Consider the following 18,658-nt stretch of genomic DNA (forward strand, 5'->3'; position numbering starts at 1 on the left):
ACCGCCCCGCTCACCGGTCCGGTGGCCAGGCGGGGGCGACCGGACCGGTGTGGGCGTAGCCGGGGGAGAGGTTCCGGCCGAGCCAGGGGGCGAGCAGGCGGCAGCCCCTGAACTCGAAACCGGTCTCCGGATCGGCCACGCGGCCTTCGGGGGAGACGGCGCCGACGGCCAGGTCGACCCGGCCGAGGTGCTCGGCGCCGTCGACCAGGTCGAGGGCGCGTTCCTCGGCGACCACGACGCCCTCGCGCGTGGTGCGCGACAGCGTCCAGTCTCCGATGTGGACACGTTCGTCGACGGTTCCGTCGGGATGTTCGACGACCGCGCGGATCCGCGTCCCACCGGAGTCGTGGGCGTAGAAGGCGCGGCGGCCGTCGCCGAAGTCGATCCGGCACAGCCGCCCGGCGTGGTCCCAGGACAGCAGGGCGCCCGGCAGATGCGGGACCTCGGTCATGTTCCCGCGCTCGTCGTACTCGACCAGCGCCGAGAACACGCCCTCGGCGTCGGCCGGCGTGCTGTGCGCCACCAGCCGGTTCGACAACGGCTCACCGGTCTCGGGGTCCTCGGCGTGATGGAAGCGCACGATCCTGGGCGGGGCGCCGTCCGGTCCGGTGTAGACCGTCGACAGTGGATTGCCGACCGCGTCATAGGAGCGGCAGAGGATCCCCGACGGACCCTCCGCGCGCAGCACCCTGCCGAGCGCGTCGTAGCTGTAGCGTGCCGGCCCGTCGGCGACCAGCGCCCCGATCGGGTCATAGGCCCTCCGGACCGCCGTGCCGTCGCCGTAGGAGATCAGCAGTGCCCGGCCCGCCGGGTCACGCCTGACGTGCGCGATCACCGGCACCGGCCGGTCGTGTTCCGGCGGCGTCTCGAAGAGCGCGCTCAGCCGCCCCGACTCGTCGAGCCGCCGCGTGACCCGGGTCCCGTCGGGGCAGCGCACGTGCCGCGTGTCGCCGTCCTGAATCGTTTCCAGCTCATAGCCGTCGGCCTCCAGCAAGGTCTCGGCGACCCTTTCGGCAGCGGCCGCATCGAGCCCGGCCAGCGGGCTCCAGTCGGGTGGGGAGCGGTGGTCGCGCGGCAGCCTGCGCGCGACCGAGCGGCGCGTCACGCGCGCCATCCCGGCCTGGTCGAACACCAGCAGGCAACCCGCCTCGGCCCGCACGACCAGCTCGGACAGCATCCGGCCCGCGCCGTCGTGAACCCAGGTCTCGCACGCGGACCCGGTGTGGTCGAAGGTCCGCACGACCATCTCGCCGCCACCGCTCCACGACCGCACCGGCCGGCCGGCGGCGTCGGGGAGGGTGAGACGCTCCCCGAAGTCCGGCGACACCGCCCGCAGCTCACGGCCCAGCAGGTCGACGACCCGCGTCAGTGCGACCGTCCCGCGCGCGTCGAGCACTTCCAGGACGTTGCCGCCGACGTCGAGCCGCGTGTGGGTGGTGAACTGGTCGAGGCCGTCGGCGTCGACGACCTCGATCATCTCCCGGCCGAGCGGACCCAGATGGGTCGTGGCCGGCGTGTCGGCGTGGTGCGCGGCGAGCCACGCCGCCCGCAGTTCGGGCGCCTCGGGCTCGTCGGTCAGCGGGTCGGGGGATCCGCGATCGGCGTACCAGCGCGAGGACAGCACGGTGTCGCAGGCGTCCCAGTGCTCCCGGCGCCACGCGTGATAGTCCACTTCGGACACAGTGCCGTCGGCGTGCTCGACCCGAGTGACCCGGCCGAGCGGATCCCGCTCCAGCCGGGTGCCCGGATCACCGGCGACACCGCGTTCCTCGACCCCGCCGGCCCGTGGCGCGTCCGCCGGGATCCAGCAGCCCTCGTCGTCGCGCAGATAGCCGGCGGCGTCCAGCGCCGTGTCGTCGATCCGCTCGGCGAACACCTCCGCCAGCAGGCCCGGCGTCAGCGCCAGGCGATACGCGCTGTGCGCCAGCGCCGCCGAGCCCGAACGCCCCAGCGGCAGCGGCCCGGTGAAGTCGTCGTCCCAGTAGAGGACGCGGTCGTGTCCGGTCAGCCGGTGCCGCAGCCGATCCGGCCGCGCGACCCCCTCGTAGGGCACGACGGTGCTCGCCGCGACCGCCTCCCGCAGCTCCGCGACGGTGAACCGGCGCCCCGGGACCGCGCGCAGCCCGGTCACCTCGAAGCGCAGCGTCTCGGCGATCGCGCCGGGCGGGCGCTCGCTGTCGGTGGTCCGCCGCCGGGTGAGCAGGACGTGCGCGACCTCCTGGCCGGGCTGCTTGGGAATGAGCCGGGGATAGCCGATCCGCACCGACTCAAGGACCGTCCCGCAGGCGCCGACCGACAGCACGAGGTCGTGCACGACTCTCGGGTCGGGGTCGGCGAGAGCTCGCTCGACGTGCGTGGTGACCGTCTCCAGTGGATGGACGAGCAGCGCGCCGGCCCGCCCGCGGCGGACGCCGTAGCGGTGCTCGGTGATCAGGTAGGGGAAGGCGGCCCGCTCGGAGCCGTCGTCGCCGTAGACCTCGGTGCGCAGGAGGCGGCCGTCGAGCAGTCCGGCGACGGCGTGACGCTCGTCGGCGGTCAGGTCCTCGGGGAGGAGCGGTCCGGCGAGGGGCGCGGCGGCGGGGTGGTAGCCGGTGCGGTCGGGATCCAGCCCGTCGTGCAGCCATGTCGCGGTACGGGCGGACACGCGGCGTGTGACCTCTGCCCCGCGCATTGCCGCCTCCCCAAGCGTCTCGATGACCGAGAGACGGACCACGGTGATGAGGTTCCGGCACCGCCGTGGCCCGTCCACACCCAGGCAACACCCTCTTGGCGACCGAGGAATCCGGGATAACCCTAGGAACTGCGCGTCATCGCCCCGGCACGTTCGTGGGTGATCAGCTCGACCCTGCCCCGGATGCCGAGCTTGCGGTACACGCTGCTCAGGTTGGCCTCCACGGTCTTGACGCTGACGTGCGCGGTGGCGGCGACCTCCCGGTTGGTCATCCCGCCGATGACCAGGGCGGCGATCCGGGTCTCGGTCGGCGTGAGCTCCAGTGGCGGGGAGTGCCGCTGACCGCAGCGGCTCAGCTCGTCGGCGGTCCGCCGCGACCACAGGACGGCCCCGAGGCGGGTGAAGATCTCCTGCGCCGACAGCAGCGCCTCACGGGCGGCCTTCTTCTGCTTGCGGGCGCGCAGGACGCAACCCTTGATCAGCAGGCTGCGGGCGTGCTCGAAGGGCAGGGGCACCTTCTCGTGCTCGGCGAGGGTGTCGTCGATGGCGACCTCCGCCGCCGCCGCGTCGCCCGAGGCCAGGAGCAGCAGCGCGCGCGAGCGTCCCAGGGCCAGGCTCAGCGCCGGGCGGGGCGCGACGGCGTGGCGCGCGGCCAGCTCGGCGAGCCGCGCGGCGGCCGCGTCGATGTCGCCGGTGCCGATCAGGGCCTCGATCTGGTCGCCGTGGAAGGAGAAGCGCGCCGGGTCGGCGATGCCCATGCCCGCCACCAGTTCGGCCGCCCGGTCGAGGTGCGAGACCGCCTGTTGTGAGCGGCCCAGCGACAGGTCGACGAAGCCGAGGACCTGGAGGTGCAGCACGGCGACGTAGGGGTCGTCGCTGGCGTCGGCGAGGGCGAGGCCGCGGGTGGCGTTCACCCGGGCCGCCGACACGTTGCCCAGGTGGGCCTCGATCAGCGCGAGCGCGTACAGGCAGAATCCCGCCCACCGACGCTGCCCGGTCTGCTCCAGCAGCTCCAGCGCGGTGACGGCCCGCTCGCGCGCCGAGCGCCAGTCGCCGAGCCAGCAGTCCAGTTCGGACAGCAGCATGAGCATGTGGCCCTGCTGCTCGTCGCCGCGTTCGGCGGTCCAGTGGTAGCGGGCCTCAAGGAGCTCGCGGGCCCGGCGGGGATGGAAGTACCGGGCCCAGTCGGCGATCGCGGTCCAGGCCCAGGCGCCGGCCCAGGTTCGCGGGGAGGAGACGGGGAAGAGCCGCGCGGCCTCGGCGACGTCCTCATGGGACGGTCCGCCGCCGCCCATCATCTTGTACATGGCGGCGATCGCCAGTCCGAGGGCGAGCAGTTCGGGGTCGACGTCGGGGCCCTGTTCGCGCAGGATCCGCAGGGCCGTGCGGGAACCGGCCGACTGGGCGGCCGCGTCGTGGGTGCTGAACCACGCCAGCCGCAAGTGCAGGGTGGCCGCCAGAACGGGGTCGTCGCCGGTGACGTCGAGGGCCTCGCGGCAGGTGCGGGCGGCCTCGACGGTGCTGCCCTCGTAGAAGTGGATCTCGGCGAGGACCGAGAGGGCCTTCGCCCTGGCGCGGCCCGGGGGCATCTCCGGGACGGTGCGCTCCAGGACCTCGCGGGCGGCGAAGGTGTCGCCGGAGGTGAACAGGCACCGGGCCTGCCGGGTGAGCCGGTGGAGGCGGGCGGCGGCGTCGCGGGCGGGCGTGTGGAAGGCGGCCAGCTGCCACAGCTGGGCGGCCCGGGCCGGTGCGCCGCGGCGCAGGGCGCGCTCGGCGGCCTTGTCCAGGGGCCCGGCCAGGCCGGGGTCGAAACCGTCGGCGGCAAGTGCGAGGTGCCAGGCGCGGGCCTCGTCGTCACCGACCACATCGGATAGTCGACGGTGCGCGTCCTGTACGCGTTCGCTGGAGGCGCCGGCGTAGACGGCGGTGGCGAAGAGGGGATGGCTGAAGGCGATCCGCCCGTCGCGGGCCTCGATGAGCCCGGCCTCCTCGGCGGCGGCGAGCGGCGAGATCTGCCCGTCGGGGACCTCCAGCGCGGCCCGTACGTCCCTTGTGGACGGCTGGGCCAGCGCCGCGACGTAGAGCAGGGCGGTGCGCGTCTCGGCGGGCAGGGCCGCCACGCGCTCGGCGATGAGGTCGGTGACGCTGCGCGGGGCGGGCAGCCGCGCGGCCGGCGAGGACGGTGCCTCGCGGCGCAGCCGGGCCGCCGTCTCCAGCGCGAACAGGGGGTTGCCGCCGCAGATCTGGTGCATGTGGGTGAGCACGGGCCGGGAGAGTTCCAGGCCGGCGCGCACGCGGACGAGGCGGTGCAGTTCGGCCAGTCCCAGCGGTCCGAGCTGGAGCCGCGTGAGGTCGAAGCGGGTGTCCGACAGGCCGACCGGCGCAGCGTCGAGTGTCGCGGCACGTACCGAGGCCAGCAGGATCAGCGGTTCGGTGCTCACCCGGCGCAGCGCGTACTCCAGAGCCCGCAGCGTGGCCGCGTCGAGCCACTGGAGGTCGTCGACGGCGAGGACCGTCGGTCCCCCGCGTGTCAGCGCGCGCAGGACCGACAGCGTGGCGACCCCGACGGTGCGCGGATCCACCGGCGTCTCCTGTGGAGCCGCGCGGAGCAGGATGACGTCGAGGGCCTCGCGCTGAGGAGCGGGCAGGCTGCCGCGCACCTCGTCCCAGTCGGGGTCGAGGAGGTCGAAGAGCCCGGCGAAGGACAACTGCCCCTCCGCCGCGCCGGGTCTGGCCGTCAGAACGCGCAGACCCGCCGCGCGGGCCCGGTCGACGGCGAGGTTCCACAGCGTCGTCTTGCCGATCCCGGCCTCCCCGGACAGGATCAGGCCGGCCGGTCCACGGTGCGGGGCGTCGAGGAGTTCGCCGATCGCGGCCTGTTCCACCGAGCGGCCGAGCACGAAAGCCTGCGCCGGAGTCGTCGTCACGATTGCCACCCCTTACGCGAAGACCCACCTCGGCCCATTACATAACGTCGACCCATTGATCACAAGACGCTGAGCCCGGGGATGGTCCGCATGGAGCGGCCAATCCTGTATGTAAGCGTTTACCCCGCTCAGTGGGGGTGCGGCGGGCGGCCCGAAAGCGGCTCGCGCGACACCCGTCCCGCGTCCACAGTAGAGGGCGGGTGGGGTTCAGCTCGCGGAGTCGGCCCGGGCACCGGCGAGGATGGCGTCGAGCAGGCCCGGGTAGCGGGCGTCGAGGTCCTCGCGGCGCAGGGTGAGCATGTACTCGCGTCCCGACGGGCGCTGCCAGATCACGCCGCTGTCGCGCAGAACCCGCCAGTGGTGCGTCATCGTCGACTTCGCGGCGATCCCGAGCATCTTCAGCACGCTGGCGCAGTTGTGCTCGCCTCCGCCGTCCAAAATTCGGACGGCGGCCAGTCGCGTGGGATTGCCCAGCGCCGAGAGCACGCCTTCGACACTGATCTGTGCGCGTTCGGGATGCCGGAGGGTCATGGGACCACGGTACCGCGACATTCCGACAATGGCCCGCCACCTGGGCCGTCACCGCCTTCGTGAGCTTCGTTACGGGCTCGGCCGCTTGCTGCACGGTACGACAGTACGTAAGGATACGTACGTTCATTCCCGAGACTGGAGTCACCGTGCCGACCACACCGCCCCGCCGTCTGGGCTGGATCCTCGCGCTGCTCGCCCTGGCGCAGCTGATCTTCGCCCTCGACCTCAACATCGTCTTCGTCGCTCTTCCCGAGATCGGCGCCGATCTCGGCTTCCCCGGCCAGACGCAGCAGCTCGTCGTCAGCGCCTACGTCGTCTTCGCCGGCGGCTTCCTGCTCTTCGGGGGACGCGCCGCCGACCTGTTCGGCCGCCGCCGCGTCTTCGTCGTCGCGCTCACCCTCTACGCGGTGTCCTCGCTGGCCGGAGGCCTCGCCGGCGACCCGGTCCTGATCATCGTCGCCCGAGCCGTGCAGGGGATCGGGGGAGCGCTTCTGCTGCCGTCGACGCTGTCGCTGATCAACACGCTGTTCGAGGAGGGCCCGCGACGCAACCGCGCCCTGGCCGTGTGGGGCGGTGCCGGAGCCAGCGGCCTGACCCTCGGTGCCCTGCTCGGCGGGCTGCTCACCGAGAACTTCGGCTGGCCCGCGGTCTTCTTCGTCAACGTGCCCCTCGCCGCCGTCGTCGCCCTCGCCGCGCTGGCGACCATCCCGCGCGATCCGGCCGGGACCGTCCGCCGCCGCTTCGACCTGCCCGGCACCGTCGGCGTGACCGGCGGCGCGACGCTGCTCGTCTTCGCGCTCGTCGAAGGGCCCGAGCTCGGCTGGGGCCACCCGCTGATCCTCGGCGCCTTCGGCCTGTCGGTGGTGCTGCTGGCCGCCTTCGCGCTGATCGAGGCCCGCAGCGCCGACCCGGTCATGCCGTTTCGGCTGTTCCGCAACCGCAGCCTCACCGTCGGCATGACCGTCACCTTCATCTTCATGGCGACCTTCGGCGTCCTGCCGTACTTCCTGACCGTGCTGATGCAGGGCGTGCACGGCTACACCGCGCTGGAGACCGGCCTGGCCTTCCTGGTGCCGTCCCTGGCGATCGCCGCCGGAACGCAGCTGGGGGAACGGCTCACGACCCGCATCGGCACCCGCACGACTTTGCTGATCGGCTTCGGGATCGGCGTCGTCGGCACGGTGATCATGGTGTTCGGCTTCGACGCCGAGGCCGGCTACTGGCAGCTCGTCCCGGGGCTGGTCGTCTCCGGGGCCGGACAGGGCATCGTGTGGACCGCCATGTGGATCGCGGCGGCCACCGGGACCGCCGGGCACGAACAGGGCGTCGCCAACGGGATCGCGTCGACGACCCTCAACATCGGCAACGCCATCGGCCTCGCCGTCTTCACCGTCGTGGCCGACCTCGGGCTCGACGGCAAGACCGGCGAGGCGCTGTCGGCCGCGACCGCCGACGGCGAGGCCTTCGTCGTCCTGCTGACCGCCGCGGGCATGGCCCTCGGTCTTCTCGTGACCCTCGGCCTGCGCCGCCACCGGGCGGCGCCGGCCGAGACGCGGGTCGGAGAGGCCGAGCCGGTTCCGGTGCACTGACAGGGTTTCGGGCGGGGTGCGGACTGAAACCCGCTTCCCGCCCGGCCGCCGTTAGGCTCGGCCCATGTCGACTTGACCGCGCTGACACCCGGCCCGAGGCCCTCCTTCGCCCGCGATCCCCGCAACCCGATCGCTCACCGAAGGAGGACTTTCCATGCCCGAGATCCGCCGCATCACCGAAGCCGAGGCCGACCCCGTCGCCGAACTGTGGGACCGCATGTGCCGTGAGATCCCCGACGGCGGCCCGCTCGACGAGGCCGCCCGGACCCGCATTTCCCGGATGCTCGCCGCCGGGGCGTGGCACCACAGCGCCTTCTGCCTCGTGGCCGTCCACGACAGCCGGCCGCTGGGCTTCGTCAACGGCCGCGTCGACCCCGGAGACGGCCTCCTGCCGGGACTTGTCGGCGAGATCGACTCGCTGTGGGTCGCCCCCGAGATCCGCGCCGCCGGAGTGGGGGCCGCGCTGTCGGCCGCCGCCGTCGCCCTGCTCCGCGACCGTGGAGTGTGGACGGTCCGGACGCTGGTCTGCGCCGGCAACGACGAGGCCGCCGCGTTCTGGCGCGGCGCCGGCTTCGAGGCCGACATGACCTGCTTCTCGCTCTACCGCGACGAAGCGTAGGGAGAGGGCGCGGCGTGCCCCGTCACGCCGCGCCCGCCGCCGCGAACCTGCGGCCCAGCTCCCGGCAGGCCGCCGACAGCTCCGGCGGCCCGGCCACCTCGATGTCGCAGTCGAAGGTCCCGATCAGCGCCGCCAGCCCCACCCACGACCACGCCCCCAGCTTCAGCCGGCACCGCCCTGGCCCCAGCTCCTCGATCACCGCGCCGCCCGGCGCCCACCGCGCGATGAGCGCGGCCGGCGCGTCGAGCAGCACCTCGCCCCGGCAGGGCCAGTGGTCGGGCGGGTCGCCCCGGTCGAGCTGCCCGGTCACGAACTCGCCGACGTCGCCGCCGGGCACCGCGCGGGGGACGAAACCCGGCCCAGCGGGCGATCGCGGTGCGATCCGGTCGACGCGGAAGGTCCGCCACAGTCCGCCGTCGAGGTCCCAGGCGACCAGGAACCAGCGCCCGCCCCACTCGACCAGGTTGTGCGGCTCGACGCGGTGGGCACGCGGGCCCTCCTCGGAGGCGTAGTCGAGGCGCAGGATCAGGTGGTCGCGGACGGCGTCGGCGACCGCCCGGATCACGTCGGAGTCGACCTCGGGACCGGCGAGGCCCCACGCGTTCCAGATCGAGGTGACCTCCATCGACTCGACCCGCCGCCGCAGCCGGGGCGGCATCACCTGCCGAATCGTGGCCAGCGCCCGGGACGCGGCCTCCCCGGTCCCGGCGACGGCCGTCGGCGCGGTCTGGAGGGCGAGCGCGATCGCCACCGCCTGGTCGTCGTCGAACAGCAGCGGCGGCAGCCGGGCGCCCGCGTCGAGCCGGTAAGCGCCGCCCGGTCCCTTCCGCACGCTCACCGGGTAGCCGAGTTCGCGGAGCCGGTCGATGTCGCGGCGCATGGTCCGCGCGCTGACGCCCAGGCGCTCGGCGAGCGCGGGCCCGGGCCAGTCGCGCCGCGACTGGAGCAGGGAGAGGAGCAGGAGCAGCCGACCGGAGGTTTCCGCCATGGCCGATTCTCTCCCGAGAAGCGGTCACCATGTGGCCGCTACCGCTGTGACAGTGGCCGGATGCCGACAACCACCACGCAAGACAGAACCGGGACGTCCTCGGTGACGGCGCTCGTCGTCGTCCTCGTCGCCGCCTTCATGGAACTGCTCGACGCCACCATCGTCAGCGTCGCCGCGCCCGCGATCGCCGCCGACCTCGACGCCGGCGAGGCCGCCCTCCAGTGGACGCTCGCCGGGTACACCCTCGCCCTCGGGGCGGGCCTGATCACCGGCGGCCGCATCGGCGACCAGTACGGCAGGCGCCGCACCTTCCTCATCGGACTCTCCGGCTTCGCGGTCGCCTCGGCGGCGTGCGCGCTCGCGCCGAGCGCCGGGATCCTCATCGCCACCCGCGTCGCCCAGGGCCTGGCCGGCGGCCTCATGGTCCCGCAGGTCCTCGGCATCATCCGCTCGTCGTTCACACCGGCCGCCCGCGCGCGGGCCTTCGGCGCCTACGGTGCCGTCCTCGGCGTCGCCTCGGTCGCGGGCCCGCTGCTCGGCGGCGTCCTCGTCGACGCCGACCTGCTCGGCCTCGGCTGGCGCACCATCTTCTGGGTCAACGTGCCCGTCGCCGCTCTCGGCCTGATCCTCGGTCTGCGCTCGCTGCCCGAGTCCAGCGCCGCCGACCGCTCCCGCCTCGACCTGCCCGGCGCCGCACTGGCCGCCGTCGCCTCCGTGCTCCTGCTGCTGCCGCTGATCCAAGGCCGCGAGTGGGGCTGGCCGTGGTGGAGCTTCGCGCTGATGGCGCTGGCGGTGCCCGTCTTCGTGCTGTTCCTCGGGCGCGAAGGCCGGCTCCTCGCCCGGGGCGGGCAGCCCGTCCTCGACCCGGCCCTGCTGCGGATTCGCGCCTTCGCCAACGGCCTTGCCGTGGCGGTGCTCTTCTTCGGCGCGATCGGCTCCTTCTTCTTCCTGCTCGCGCTCTACCTCCAGTTCGGGACCGGCCGCAGCGCCCTCGACACCGGGCTGGTGATTTTGCCCTACGCGGTCGGATCGGTGCTCACCTCGGGCGTCGGCGTGGCGCTGATCGCCAAGGGCGGCCGCGCCCTGCTCGCGGCCGGTGCGCTCGTACTGGCGCTGTCGCAGGCGATCCTGCTCGTCACCGTCCACAACGGACCGGATCCGGGCTACTGGGCACTGGCCGTCCCGCTGTTCGTCGGCGGCCTCGGGCTCGGGCTGACCGCGCCCTCCCTGTTCAACCTCGTGCTCGCCGGCGTGCCCGGCAAGGACGCCGGCTCGGCCGGGGGAGTGCTCACCACCGTCGGCCAGATCGGCAACGCCGCCGGAGTCGCCGTCCTCGGCGTCGTCTTCTTCACCGCCCTCGACGCGTCCTTTGCAGACGGCCAGGCGCCGCTGAGCGCCTACGCCGGCGCCTTCACCGGCATCCTCCCCTGGCAGATCGGCTGCTACCTGCTCGCCGCCGCCCTGATGTTCCTGCTCCCCAAGCGCCCGGCCGCCGAAGCCCACCACTGACCACCAAGGAGAACGCCATGCCCTCGGCACCCGACGTGAGCCACCTCGACCCCTTCGCTCCCGGCACCCGCCGCCTCACCGACCCCGACACCACCCGCGCCGCCATGCGCGCCGCCGGGCCCCTCGTCCAGGCCACCGCCCCCGCCGGCGGACCCGTCTGGATCGTCACCGACGACACTCTCGCCCGCCAGGTCACCACCGACCCCCGCATCGCCAAGGACCCCGCCTTCGCTCCGCCCGCATGGGACCGGCGCACCGCCGGACTCGAACCGACCGCCGCCGAACAGCCCTCGCTGACCACCCTCGACGGACCCGAGCACGCCGAACTCCGCCGCGCCCACGCGCCGCTGCTGTCGGCCAAACGCGTCAACGAGCGATCCGAACGCGTCCACGCCATCGCCCGCGAACTCCTCGGCGAACTCGCCCGCCACGGCACCGTCGACCTGATGGCCGACTTCACCACCCGCTACCCGCTCACCGTCCTCCTCGACATCCTCGGCATCTCCCTCGACCACGTCGACCGCGCCGCCGACGCCTGCCGCCTCATGTTCGCCCCCGACCCGGCCGCGCAGGGCACGGCCATCGCCGCCCTCGCCGAACTCGCCGCTACCGCGCTCGCCGACGGCGAGGGCCTGGCGGCCGAACTCGGCGAGCGCATGCCGCCCGGCACGACCGCCCAGCAGCTGCGCTACCACCTGTTCGGGCTCGTCTTCGCCGGCCAGCTCACCACCGACGCCGCCCTCGGCTTCCTCGTCGCCGACGCCCTGGGCCCCGACCCGGCACAAGGCGAGGCGCTCGTGCGCCGGACCCTGCGCGACCACCCGCCCGCGCCCTACACGCTGTGGCGCTACACGACCGCCGACATCGAGGTCGCCGGCGTCCCGATCCCGGCGAGGTCGCCGATCCTGGTCGACATCCAGGGCGTCAACACCCGTCCCGGCAGCCCGCCCGGCGCCGACCTCGCCTTCGGCGCCGGCCCCCACTTCTGCGTGGGCGCGCAGCTCGCCCAGCTCGAACTGCGCGCGGTGGCCGACGTGCTGGCCGCCGACTTCCCGTCGGCGCGCCTGGCCGTGCCCTACGGCGAACTGCGCCAGTCGACGCTCGGGGGGATCCTCGGCAACCGGCTCACGGCCCTGCCGGTGGTGCTCGCCGGCTGACGCCCGGCGCCACCGCCTCGCCGGGGCGGTGGCGCCGATCATGGTTGACACGGGCGCCGCTGGGTAACCCCACCTGCGTGATGCCTGCTCCGCCGGTCGCACGGGTGCGGCCGGGGCTCTCGCCCCGGTCGGCGAGCGCGCTGCGAAGCGCGGCCGCGCGTGCGAGAGTGATCGAATGTCCCCGATTCCGCGACGGGCTCAGGCGGTGGTCGTGAAACCCGGCCTCGTCGACCTCGCCCTCACGCGCCTCGATCCCGGCGGACTCGGCGCCGGCGCGACCGCCCGGAAGGAGGCCTGATCATGTCGGCGTCCACCGAGACCGGCCCACCCACCGTGTCCCGTCGCACCTGGCAGACCCTCGCGGTCCTCCTGGCGGGCATGTTCATGGCGTTGCTGGACACCACGATCGTCAACGTGGCCCTGCCGCCCATCCGGGCGAGCCTCGACGCCTCGGAGTCCACGCTGTCGTGGATCATCTCCGGTTACGCCCTGGCCTTCGGTCTGGCGCTCATTCCCGCCGGGCGGCTCGGCGACCGCATCGGCCACAAGTGGATCTTCTTCGGCGGCCTGGCGCTGTTCACCCTCGCCAGCCTCGCCTGCGGCTTCGCGCAGAACGACCTCCAGCTGATCGTCTCCCGCGTCGTGCAGGGACTCTCCTGCGGCATCTACGTTCCGGCCGTTACCGCGTTCATCCAGCTGCTGTTCGTGCCGCGCCTGCGCGGCAAGGCCTTCGCGGTCATGGGCTCGGTCATCGGCGTCTCGACCGCGCTCGGCCCGATCATCGGCGGCCTGATCATCCAGGCTTTCGGCGACGAGAACGGCTGGCGCCTGGTCTTCTGGGTCAACCTGCCCATCGGCCTGGCGACGCTCGTCGCGGCGGCCCTGCTGCTGCCGAGCAAGCAGGCCGCGCAGACCCTCGGCGGCGGCATCGACTGGATCGGCCTGCTTTTGATCAGCGCCGGACTGGTCGCCCTGCTGGTCCCGCTCATCCAGGGCCAGGACGCCGGATGGCCACTGTGGACCTATGCGACCATCGCGGCCGGCATCGCGCTGATCGCCGCCTTCGGCGCCTGGGAGACGGCCTTCACCAGGCGCGGGCGCAACCCGCTGGTGCCGCCGCGCCTGTTCCGGCACCGCGCGTTCACCGGGGGAGTGATCCTCGCGCTGGTCTACTTCGCCTCCTTCACCAGCATCTTCTTCACCATCTCCATCCTGTGGCAGACCGGCCTCGGGCACAGCGCCCTGGAGACCGGTCTGGTGTCGCTGCCCTTCGCGATCGGCAACATCATCGGCGCCTCGCAGAGCAACCGCCTCGCGCGGCGATTCGGCCGCAACCTGCTGATCGCCGGAACGGCACTGGTCACCCTCGGCCTGACCGCCACCTGGCTGATCCTCCAGACGACCGGCGCCGCCGACCTGAACCACTGGCAGCTCCTCGCGCCGCTGTTCTGCGCCGGCCTGGGCAACGGCCTGTTCATCGCCCCCAACACCGGATTCATCGTCGCCACGGTCGAGTCCCGCGACGCCGGCGCCGCCAGCGGCGTCATCGCCGCCGTCCAGCGCATCGGCAGCGCGACCGGCATCGCCGTGATCGGCAGCGTCCTGTTCGGGACGCTGGTCGTCAAGGGCGACACCCCCGAGGCCCTGGCGACCGGGTTCGCCGACAGCGCGACCACGTCGATCCTGGTGAGCGCGGCGCTGAGCCTGGCGGCCCTGCTCCTGGTGTTCGCACTGCCGAGGCGGACGGTCCGGGAGGGGTAGCGGCAGGTCCGCCCGCATGCCTACATCGGATGGATGACGTCCGGCGGGCTCATCCCAACGCGGTACGGCATTTACGCGCCGCGGCCGACGCGCCGGCCCCTTCGGTGTCCCTAACGTCCGGGACACGACCACGAAGGAGTCCACATGAGACGCATGTTCGCCGCCCTCGCCGCCATGGCGATCGTCGGCAGCGGCACCGCCTGGGCGGCCCCGTCGCCGACCGCGACAGACCCCGAGCCGCCGGCGACGCCGATCACCCTGCCCGCGCCGAGCGGCCACCACCCGGTCGGCCACACCACGCTCCACCTCGTCGACCACGACCGCCCCGACCCGTGGGTCCCCGAAGAGGACCGGGAACTCATGGTCTCGCTGTGGTACCCGGCCCACAAGCCCGGGCGCGAGGCGGCGCGATACGTCACCCCGGCCGAGTCGGCGATGTTCCTCGAAGGCCGCGACGTACCCCTGCCCCCCGAGACGATGAGCACCGTCGTGACCAACGCGACCGTGGACGCCGAACCCGTCGGCGGCAGGCACACCCGGCCGCTGATCCTGCTGTCGCCCGGCTTCGGCGCGCCCCGCGCCGAGCAGACCTCGCTGGCCGAGGAGCTCGCCGGTCGCGGATACGTCGTGGCGGCCATGGGGCACAACTACGAGACGCTCGGCACAACGTTCCCCGACGGCCGCACCACGCCGTGCCTGGCCTGCGGTACGGGGGAGTACGTCAAGCTCGCCGAGGGCCGCGCCCGGGACGCCTCCTTCGTGATCGACCGGCTCACCGGCCGCCACCCGGCGTGGAAGGGCGCCCGCCTGATCGACCCGGAGCGCATCGGCATGTCCGGCCACTCCATCGGCGGTGCCTCCGCCGTACCCGCGATGATCGGCGATGAGCGCATCAAGGCCGGCGTCAACACCGACGGGCGCTTCGTCTGGGAGTCGGCGCAGACCCTCGACCGGCCCTTCCTCATGCTCGGCAAACCCGACCACGCCCCCGGCGTCCAAGACGACGGCTGGGACCGCACCTTCGGCCGCCTGACCGGCTGGAAGCGCTGGCTGACGGTCGACGGCGCGAGCCACGCGAGCTTCAACGACATCGCGACGCTCGGCGAGCAGGCCGGGCTGCCGACCGAGGGCGACCTGAGCGGGGACTACTCCGTGGCGCTGACGCGGGCCTACATCACGGCCTTCTTCGACGTCCACCTGCGCGGTGCGCGGCGACCGCTGCTCGACGGTCCGTCGGGCGCCTTCCCGGAGGTCCGCTTCCACAACCCGTGATCCGCCCAGGGGCGCCGGTGCAGACCGGGCCGGCGCCCACCAGGGTGTTTGCCGTCCACGGAGCGATCATGTAAAACTAGAGTCCATCACTAGTGATGGACTCCAGTAACTCGCTTCGGTCATCAAGGACGGTGTCGTGAACACCCCAGCCATCGAGATCACCGGTCTGTCCAAGCGCTACGGACCGACCGCCCCGCCCGCCGTCGACGACGTCTCCCTGAGCGTCGAACCCGGCTGCGTCTTCGGCTTCCTCGGCCCCAACGGCGCCGGGAAGACCACCACCATCAAGATCGCCGCCGGTCTCCTCTCGCCGACCGCCGGCCGCGTCGCGCTCAACGGATGCGACGTCGCCACCCGCCGCTCGGCCGCCATGGCCCAGTTCGGCGCGGTCCTGGAAGGCTCCCGCAACGTCTACTGGAACCTGTCGGCCTGGCAGAACCTGATCTACTTCGGCCGCCTCAAAGGGATGCCGAAGGCCGCCGCGGCATCCCGCGCCTCGGACCTGCTCACCGAGCTCGACCTGTGGGAACGACGCGACGAGAAGGTCGGCGGCTTCTCGCGAGGCATGCAGCAGAAGGTCGCCATCGCCGCCGCGCTCATCGCCGACCCCTCCATCGTCCTGCTCGACGAGCCGACCCTCGGCCTCGACGTCGAGGCCACCCGCACGGTCAAGAAGTGGATCGCGACCCTGTCGGCCGACCAGGGCAAGACGATCCTGCTCACCACCCACCAGCTCGACGTCGTCGAAGAGCTGTGCGACCGCGTCGCGGTGATCCGCAAGGGAAAGGTCGTCACCGACCTGCCCACCGGCGAACTGCTGGCGGGCTTCCGCCGACGCGACGTCTACGACGTGCACATCGAAGGCGACCCCGCTCTCCCCGAGCTGCCCGAGGGCTTCACCGTCGCGCACGGCGAGGAGACCACCACCATCTCCGGGCAGGTCGCCGACCCACTGGAGATCTACCGCCTCCTCGACCGCCTGCGCGAGCACCGCGTCGTCCTGCGGTCCCTCGCGCAGGTGCAGCCGGGTCTCGAAGACGTCTTCCTGAGCCTCGTCGAGGAGGCCCGGCATGGCTGAGCTCGCCGTCTCCGTCCGGCCGCTGGGCGTCCTGGCCGCCGAGGTCCGCAAAGGACTGCTCACCCAGCTGGCGCACCCGCTCGGCCACGTCGTCGGGCTCGTCGTGGGCATGGGCATGTACCTGGGCCTGCAGTTCGTGATGGGCCAGGGCGCTCTGCGCGCCGACCTGCTACCGCCGACGCTCGTCGGCATCTGCGCCTACTGGTTCCTCCAGTACTCGGCGATGGTCATGGTCGCCGACCTCGTCGAGGAGAAGCGCGGCGGCACCTTCGCGCAGTCGCAGATGTCCCCGGCGCCGGCGTGGCTGCTGATGTCCGGACGCCTGCTCACCGCCGCGATGTTCGGCCTTGTCATCGCGATCGCGGCCGCCGCCGTTCCCGCGACGATCGCGGGCATCACCGTCGAGTGGCGCTCGTCGGTGATCGTCCCGGCGGTGCTGCTCGTCCTCGACAGCCTCGCCTTCACCTTCGTTCTGGCCGCCGTGGCGCTGCGCACTCCCATGGTCGGCGCGCTGCAGTCCCTGCTGACCGCGCTGATCCTGCTGCTCAACGGCGCCTTCCTGCCCCTCGCCCTGTACCCGGACTGGCTGGCGGCCGTCGCGCGCCTGCTGCCCACCACCTTGGGGATCGAGGCGGTCGGACAGGCGCTGTTCGGCGGGCTCTCCCTCGCCGAACTCTGGAGCACGGGCGCGCTCCCGTGGCTCGCCGCGCACACCGCCGTCCTCGCGGTCGGCGGCGGTCTCCTGTTCGCCCACAACCATCGACGGGCCGTCCGCGACGGGCGCCTCGGCCAGTACTGACGGGATCGGCCATGACCATCGCACACACGATTGCCCGCCCCCGCTACGCGGGCGCCTTCGCCAACGAGATCGGCCGCGGACTGCGCGGCCTGGTGTCGGGCTGGCGCGAGACGCTCGTCGAGATGCTCACCTTCCCGCTGTTCTACCTGCTGATCGTGCTGTTCATGGGCCGAGGGCAGCTGCGGGCCGAACTGCTCCTGCCGACGCTGGCCGGCATGGTCGCGCTCACCTTCATTCACGAGCAGGTCAACCGCGCCTTCTGGGGCTACCAGGGCGACATCCAGTCGGGGGTCCTGGAGCAGGTGTACCTGACGCGGCTGCCCTCGGCGGTCGTCGTCCTCGGACGCCAGGTCGCCGCCGCGGCCGGTGCCCTGCCGACGGCGCTGGCGGTGCTCCTCGCCGGGCATGTCTCCATAACGCTCGCCGGCGGCGAGATCCGTTACAGCGTCGCGGCACTGCTGCCGGTGGCGGCCATCGCCCTCGGCACCGCCGGGCTCGCACTGGTCCTTTGTGGACTCACGCTGTGCTTCAAGCGCATCGAGGTCATCCCGCACGCCTCCGTCGCCGTCTACGCCATCGCCGGCGGCACCCTGGTGCCGCTGACCGCGATGCCCGACTGGGCCGCGTTCGGCGCCCGCCTCCTCGTGCCGATCGCGCCGGGCGTCGAGGCCCTGCGCGGCATCCTGCTCGGCGGTGACCCGGCGGCGGCCCTGAACGCCGGCTGGGGCCTCGGATGGCTGCTCCTCCAACCGCTGCTGATCCTCGCCGCCGGGATCGCCGTGTTCGCGCGCTTCGAGGGACTCGCCAAGAAGCGCGGCACGCTCGGCCGCTACTGACCACCCGCATACCTGTCGCTCAAGGAGAAACCGTGCACCTCGCCCTGTGGATCGTCCAGGCGGTCCTCGCCGTCCTGTTCTTCCTCGCCGGAACCGTCACCGTCTTGACCCCCAAGGAGAAGCTGTCGCCGAAACTGCCCTGGGCCGACGACTTCTCCGCCGGTGTCGTCCGCTTCATCGGCGCCGTCGAGATCCTCGGCGCCCTCGGCCTCATCCTGCCCGCCGTCACCGGCGTCGCGACCGTCCTGGTCCCGGCCGCCGCCACCGGACTGGCCGTCCTGATGGTGGCGGCGGCCGTCGTCCACCTGCGTCGCCGCGAGCCCGGCTCGATCGTCTTCAACGCGGTACTGTTCGCCCTGGCCGTTTTCGTCGCGTGGGGAAGGTACGGGTCATGACCTCGATGGATCCGGTGGTCCTCCAGCCGGTCGGCCGGGTCGTCGGCGGCCGCGACGAGTGGTTCGAGGACGGCTGGGAGGCCGTCGAGTCGGTGATCGAACTCGACTCCGCGCGCTTCGGTGAGGGGGCCGTCACCGGTCTGGCCGAGTTCTCCCACCTCGAAGTGGTGTTCCTCTTCGACCGCGTCGACCCCGAGCGGATCAGCGCCGAACCCCGCCCGCCGAGGGGAGACCCGCGCTGGGAGCCCGTCGGCGTCTTCGCCCACCGAGGCCCTTACCGGCCCAACCGGCTCGGCGTCTCCCGCTGCCGGCTCCTGGAGGTCGACGGGCCGCGTCTTCGGGTCGCCGGACTCGACGCGCTGTCCGGGACGCCGGTGCTCGACGTCAAGCCGCACATCGCCGAGTTCGGAGCACGCGGAGAGATCCGGCAACCCGCCTGGGCGGGGGAGCTGATGGACGGCTACCACGCCTGAGGACGGGCCCCGCCGCACCCGCCCGCGACCGTCGACATCACGACATTCCCGTC

At 72.9% G+C, this 18,658-nt stretch carries 16 protein-coding genes; 12 read left to right on the top strand and 4 right to left on the bottom strand.

Annotation, left to right across the window (positions count from 1 at the left end):
* Positions 1-10: 10 nt before the first annotated feature.
* From AB0I28_RS30285 to AB0I28_RS30295, 3 genes are all read right to left on the bottom strand, one after another.
* Positions 11-2,644, bottom strand: a complete 2,634-nt coding sequence (locus tag AB0I28_RS30285) for a toxin TcdB middle/C-terminal domain-containing protein (protein WP_357499049.1) — start codon at positions 2,642-2,644, stop codon at positions 11-13.
* Positions 2,645-2,793: 149 nt separating this feature from the next.
* The gene (locus tag AB0I28_RS30290) at positions 2,794-5,598 is read right to left on the bottom strand and encodes an AAA family ATPase (RefSeq protein ID WP_357499050.1); all 2,805 of its coding nucleotides are present in this window, start codon (positions 5,596-5,598) and stop codon (positions 2,794-2,796) included.
* A gap of 207 nt (positions 5,599-5,805) precedes the next feature.
* Entirely contained in the window at positions 5,806-6,129 is a 324-nt protein-coding gene (locus tag AB0I28_RS30295) for a helix-turn-helix domain-containing protein (RefSeq protein WP_357499052.1), read from the bottom strand.
* Positions 6,130-6,275: 146 nt separating this feature from the next.
* Here AB0I28_RS30295 and AB0I28_RS30300 point away from each other — a divergent pair, with 146 nt between their 5' ends.
* Together AB0I28_RS30300 and AB0I28_RS30305 are read left to right on the top strand one after the other, a co-directional pair.
* A complete protein-coding gene (locus tag AB0I28_RS30300) occupies positions 6,276-7,718 on the top strand; it encodes an MFS transporter (RefSeq protein ID WP_357499054.1) in 1,443 nt (480 codons plus the stop codon).
* 154 nt (positions 7,719-7,872) lie between these two features.
* Positions 7,873-8,337, top strand: a complete 465-nt coding sequence (locus AB0I28_RS30305) for a GNAT family N-acetyltransferase (protein WP_357499056.1) — start codon at positions 7,873-7,875, stop codon at positions 8,335-8,337.
* Positions 8,338-8,359: 22 nt separating this feature from the next.
* Here AB0I28_RS30305 and AB0I28_RS30310 read toward each other — a convergent pair whose 3' ends face one another.
* On the bottom strand, positions 8,360-9,325 hold the full coding sequence (locus tag AB0I28_RS30310) for a WYL domain-containing protein (protein WP_357499058.1): 966 nt from the start codon (positions 9,323-9,325) through the stop codon (positions 8,360-8,362).
* 60 nt (positions 9,326-9,385) lie between these two features.
* Here AB0I28_RS30310 and AB0I28_RS30315 point away from each other — a divergent pair, with 60 nt between their 5' ends.
* The 10 genes from AB0I28_RS30315 to AB0I28_RS30360 all read left to right on the top strand — a co-directional run bounded on the left by AB0I28_RS30315 (position 9,386) and on the right by AB0I28_RS30360 (position 18,605).
* Positions 9,386-10,834 (top strand): MFS transporter, encoded by a 1,449-nt coding sequence (locus AB0I28_RS30315; protein ID WP_357499060.1) that lies wholly within the window; start codon positions 9,386-9,388, stop codon positions 10,832-10,834.
* A 17-nt stretch (positions 10,835-10,851) separates the two neighbouring features.
* On the top strand, positions 10,852-11,991 hold the full coding sequence (locus AB0I28_RS30320; protein WP_357499062.1) for a hypothetical protein: 1,140 nt from the start codon (positions 10,852-10,854) through the stop codon (positions 11,989-11,991).
* Positions 11,992-12,166: 175 nt separating this feature from the next.
* Positions 12,167-12,289: a hypothetical protein gene (locus AB0I28_RS30325; protein WP_357499064.1), complete on the top strand. Its 123-nt coding sequence runs from the start codon at positions 12,167-12,169 to the stop codon at positions 12,287-12,289.
* 2 nt (positions 12,290-12,291) lie between these two features.
* The gene (locus tag AB0I28_RS30330) at positions 12,292-13,752 is read left to right on the top strand and encodes an MFS transporter (protein ID WP_357499066.1); all 1,461 of its coding nucleotides are present in this window, start codon (positions 12,292-12,294) and stop codon (positions 13,750-13,752) included.
* A 144-nt stretch (positions 13,753-13,896) separates the two neighbouring features.
* A complete protein-coding gene (locus AB0I28_RS30335) occupies positions 13,897-15,024 on the top strand; it encodes a hypothetical protein (protein WP_357499068.1) in 1,128 nt (375 codons plus the stop codon).
* A 136-nt stretch (positions 15,025-15,160) separates the two neighbouring features.
* A complete protein-coding gene (locus AB0I28_RS30340; RefSeq protein ID WP_357499070.1) occupies positions 15,161-16,102 on the top strand; it encodes an ABC transporter ATP-binding protein in 942 nt (313 codons plus the stop codon).
* On the top strand, positions 16,095-16,901 hold the full coding sequence (locus tag AB0I28_RS30345; protein ID WP_357499071.1) for an ABC transporter permease: 807 nt from the start codon (positions 16,095-16,097) through the stop codon (positions 16,899-16,901). The genes AB0I28_RS30340 and AB0I28_RS30345 overlap by 8 nt, the downstream gene beginning before the upstream one ends.
* A gap of 11 nt (positions 16,902-16,912) precedes the next feature.
* The gene (locus tag AB0I28_RS30350) at positions 16,913-17,737 is read left to right on the top strand and encodes a hypothetical protein (RefSeq protein ID WP_357499073.1); all 825 of its coding nucleotides are present in this window, start codon (positions 16,913-16,915) and stop codon (positions 17,735-17,737) included.
* 32 nt (positions 17,738-17,769) lie between these two features.
* Complete coding sequence (locus AB0I28_RS30355; protein WP_357499075.1) at positions 17,770-18,132, top strand: DoxX family protein; 363 nt, start codon at positions 17,770-17,772, stop codon at positions 18,130-18,132.
* The gene (locus AB0I28_RS30360; protein ID WP_357499077.1) at positions 18,129-18,605 is read left to right on the top strand and encodes an SAM-dependent methyltransferase; all 477 of its coding nucleotides are present in this window, start codon (positions 18,129-18,131) and stop codon (positions 18,603-18,605) included. The genes AB0I28_RS30355 and AB0I28_RS30360 overlap by 4 nt, the downstream gene beginning before the upstream one ends.
* Positions 18,606-18,658: the final 53 nt, after the last annotated feature.

Origin of the sequence: Phytomonospora sp. NPDC050363, from assembly GCF_040655735.1 — a bacterium.
GTDB lineage: Bacteria > Actinomycetota > Actinomycetes > Mycobacteriales > Micromonosporaceae > Phytomonospora.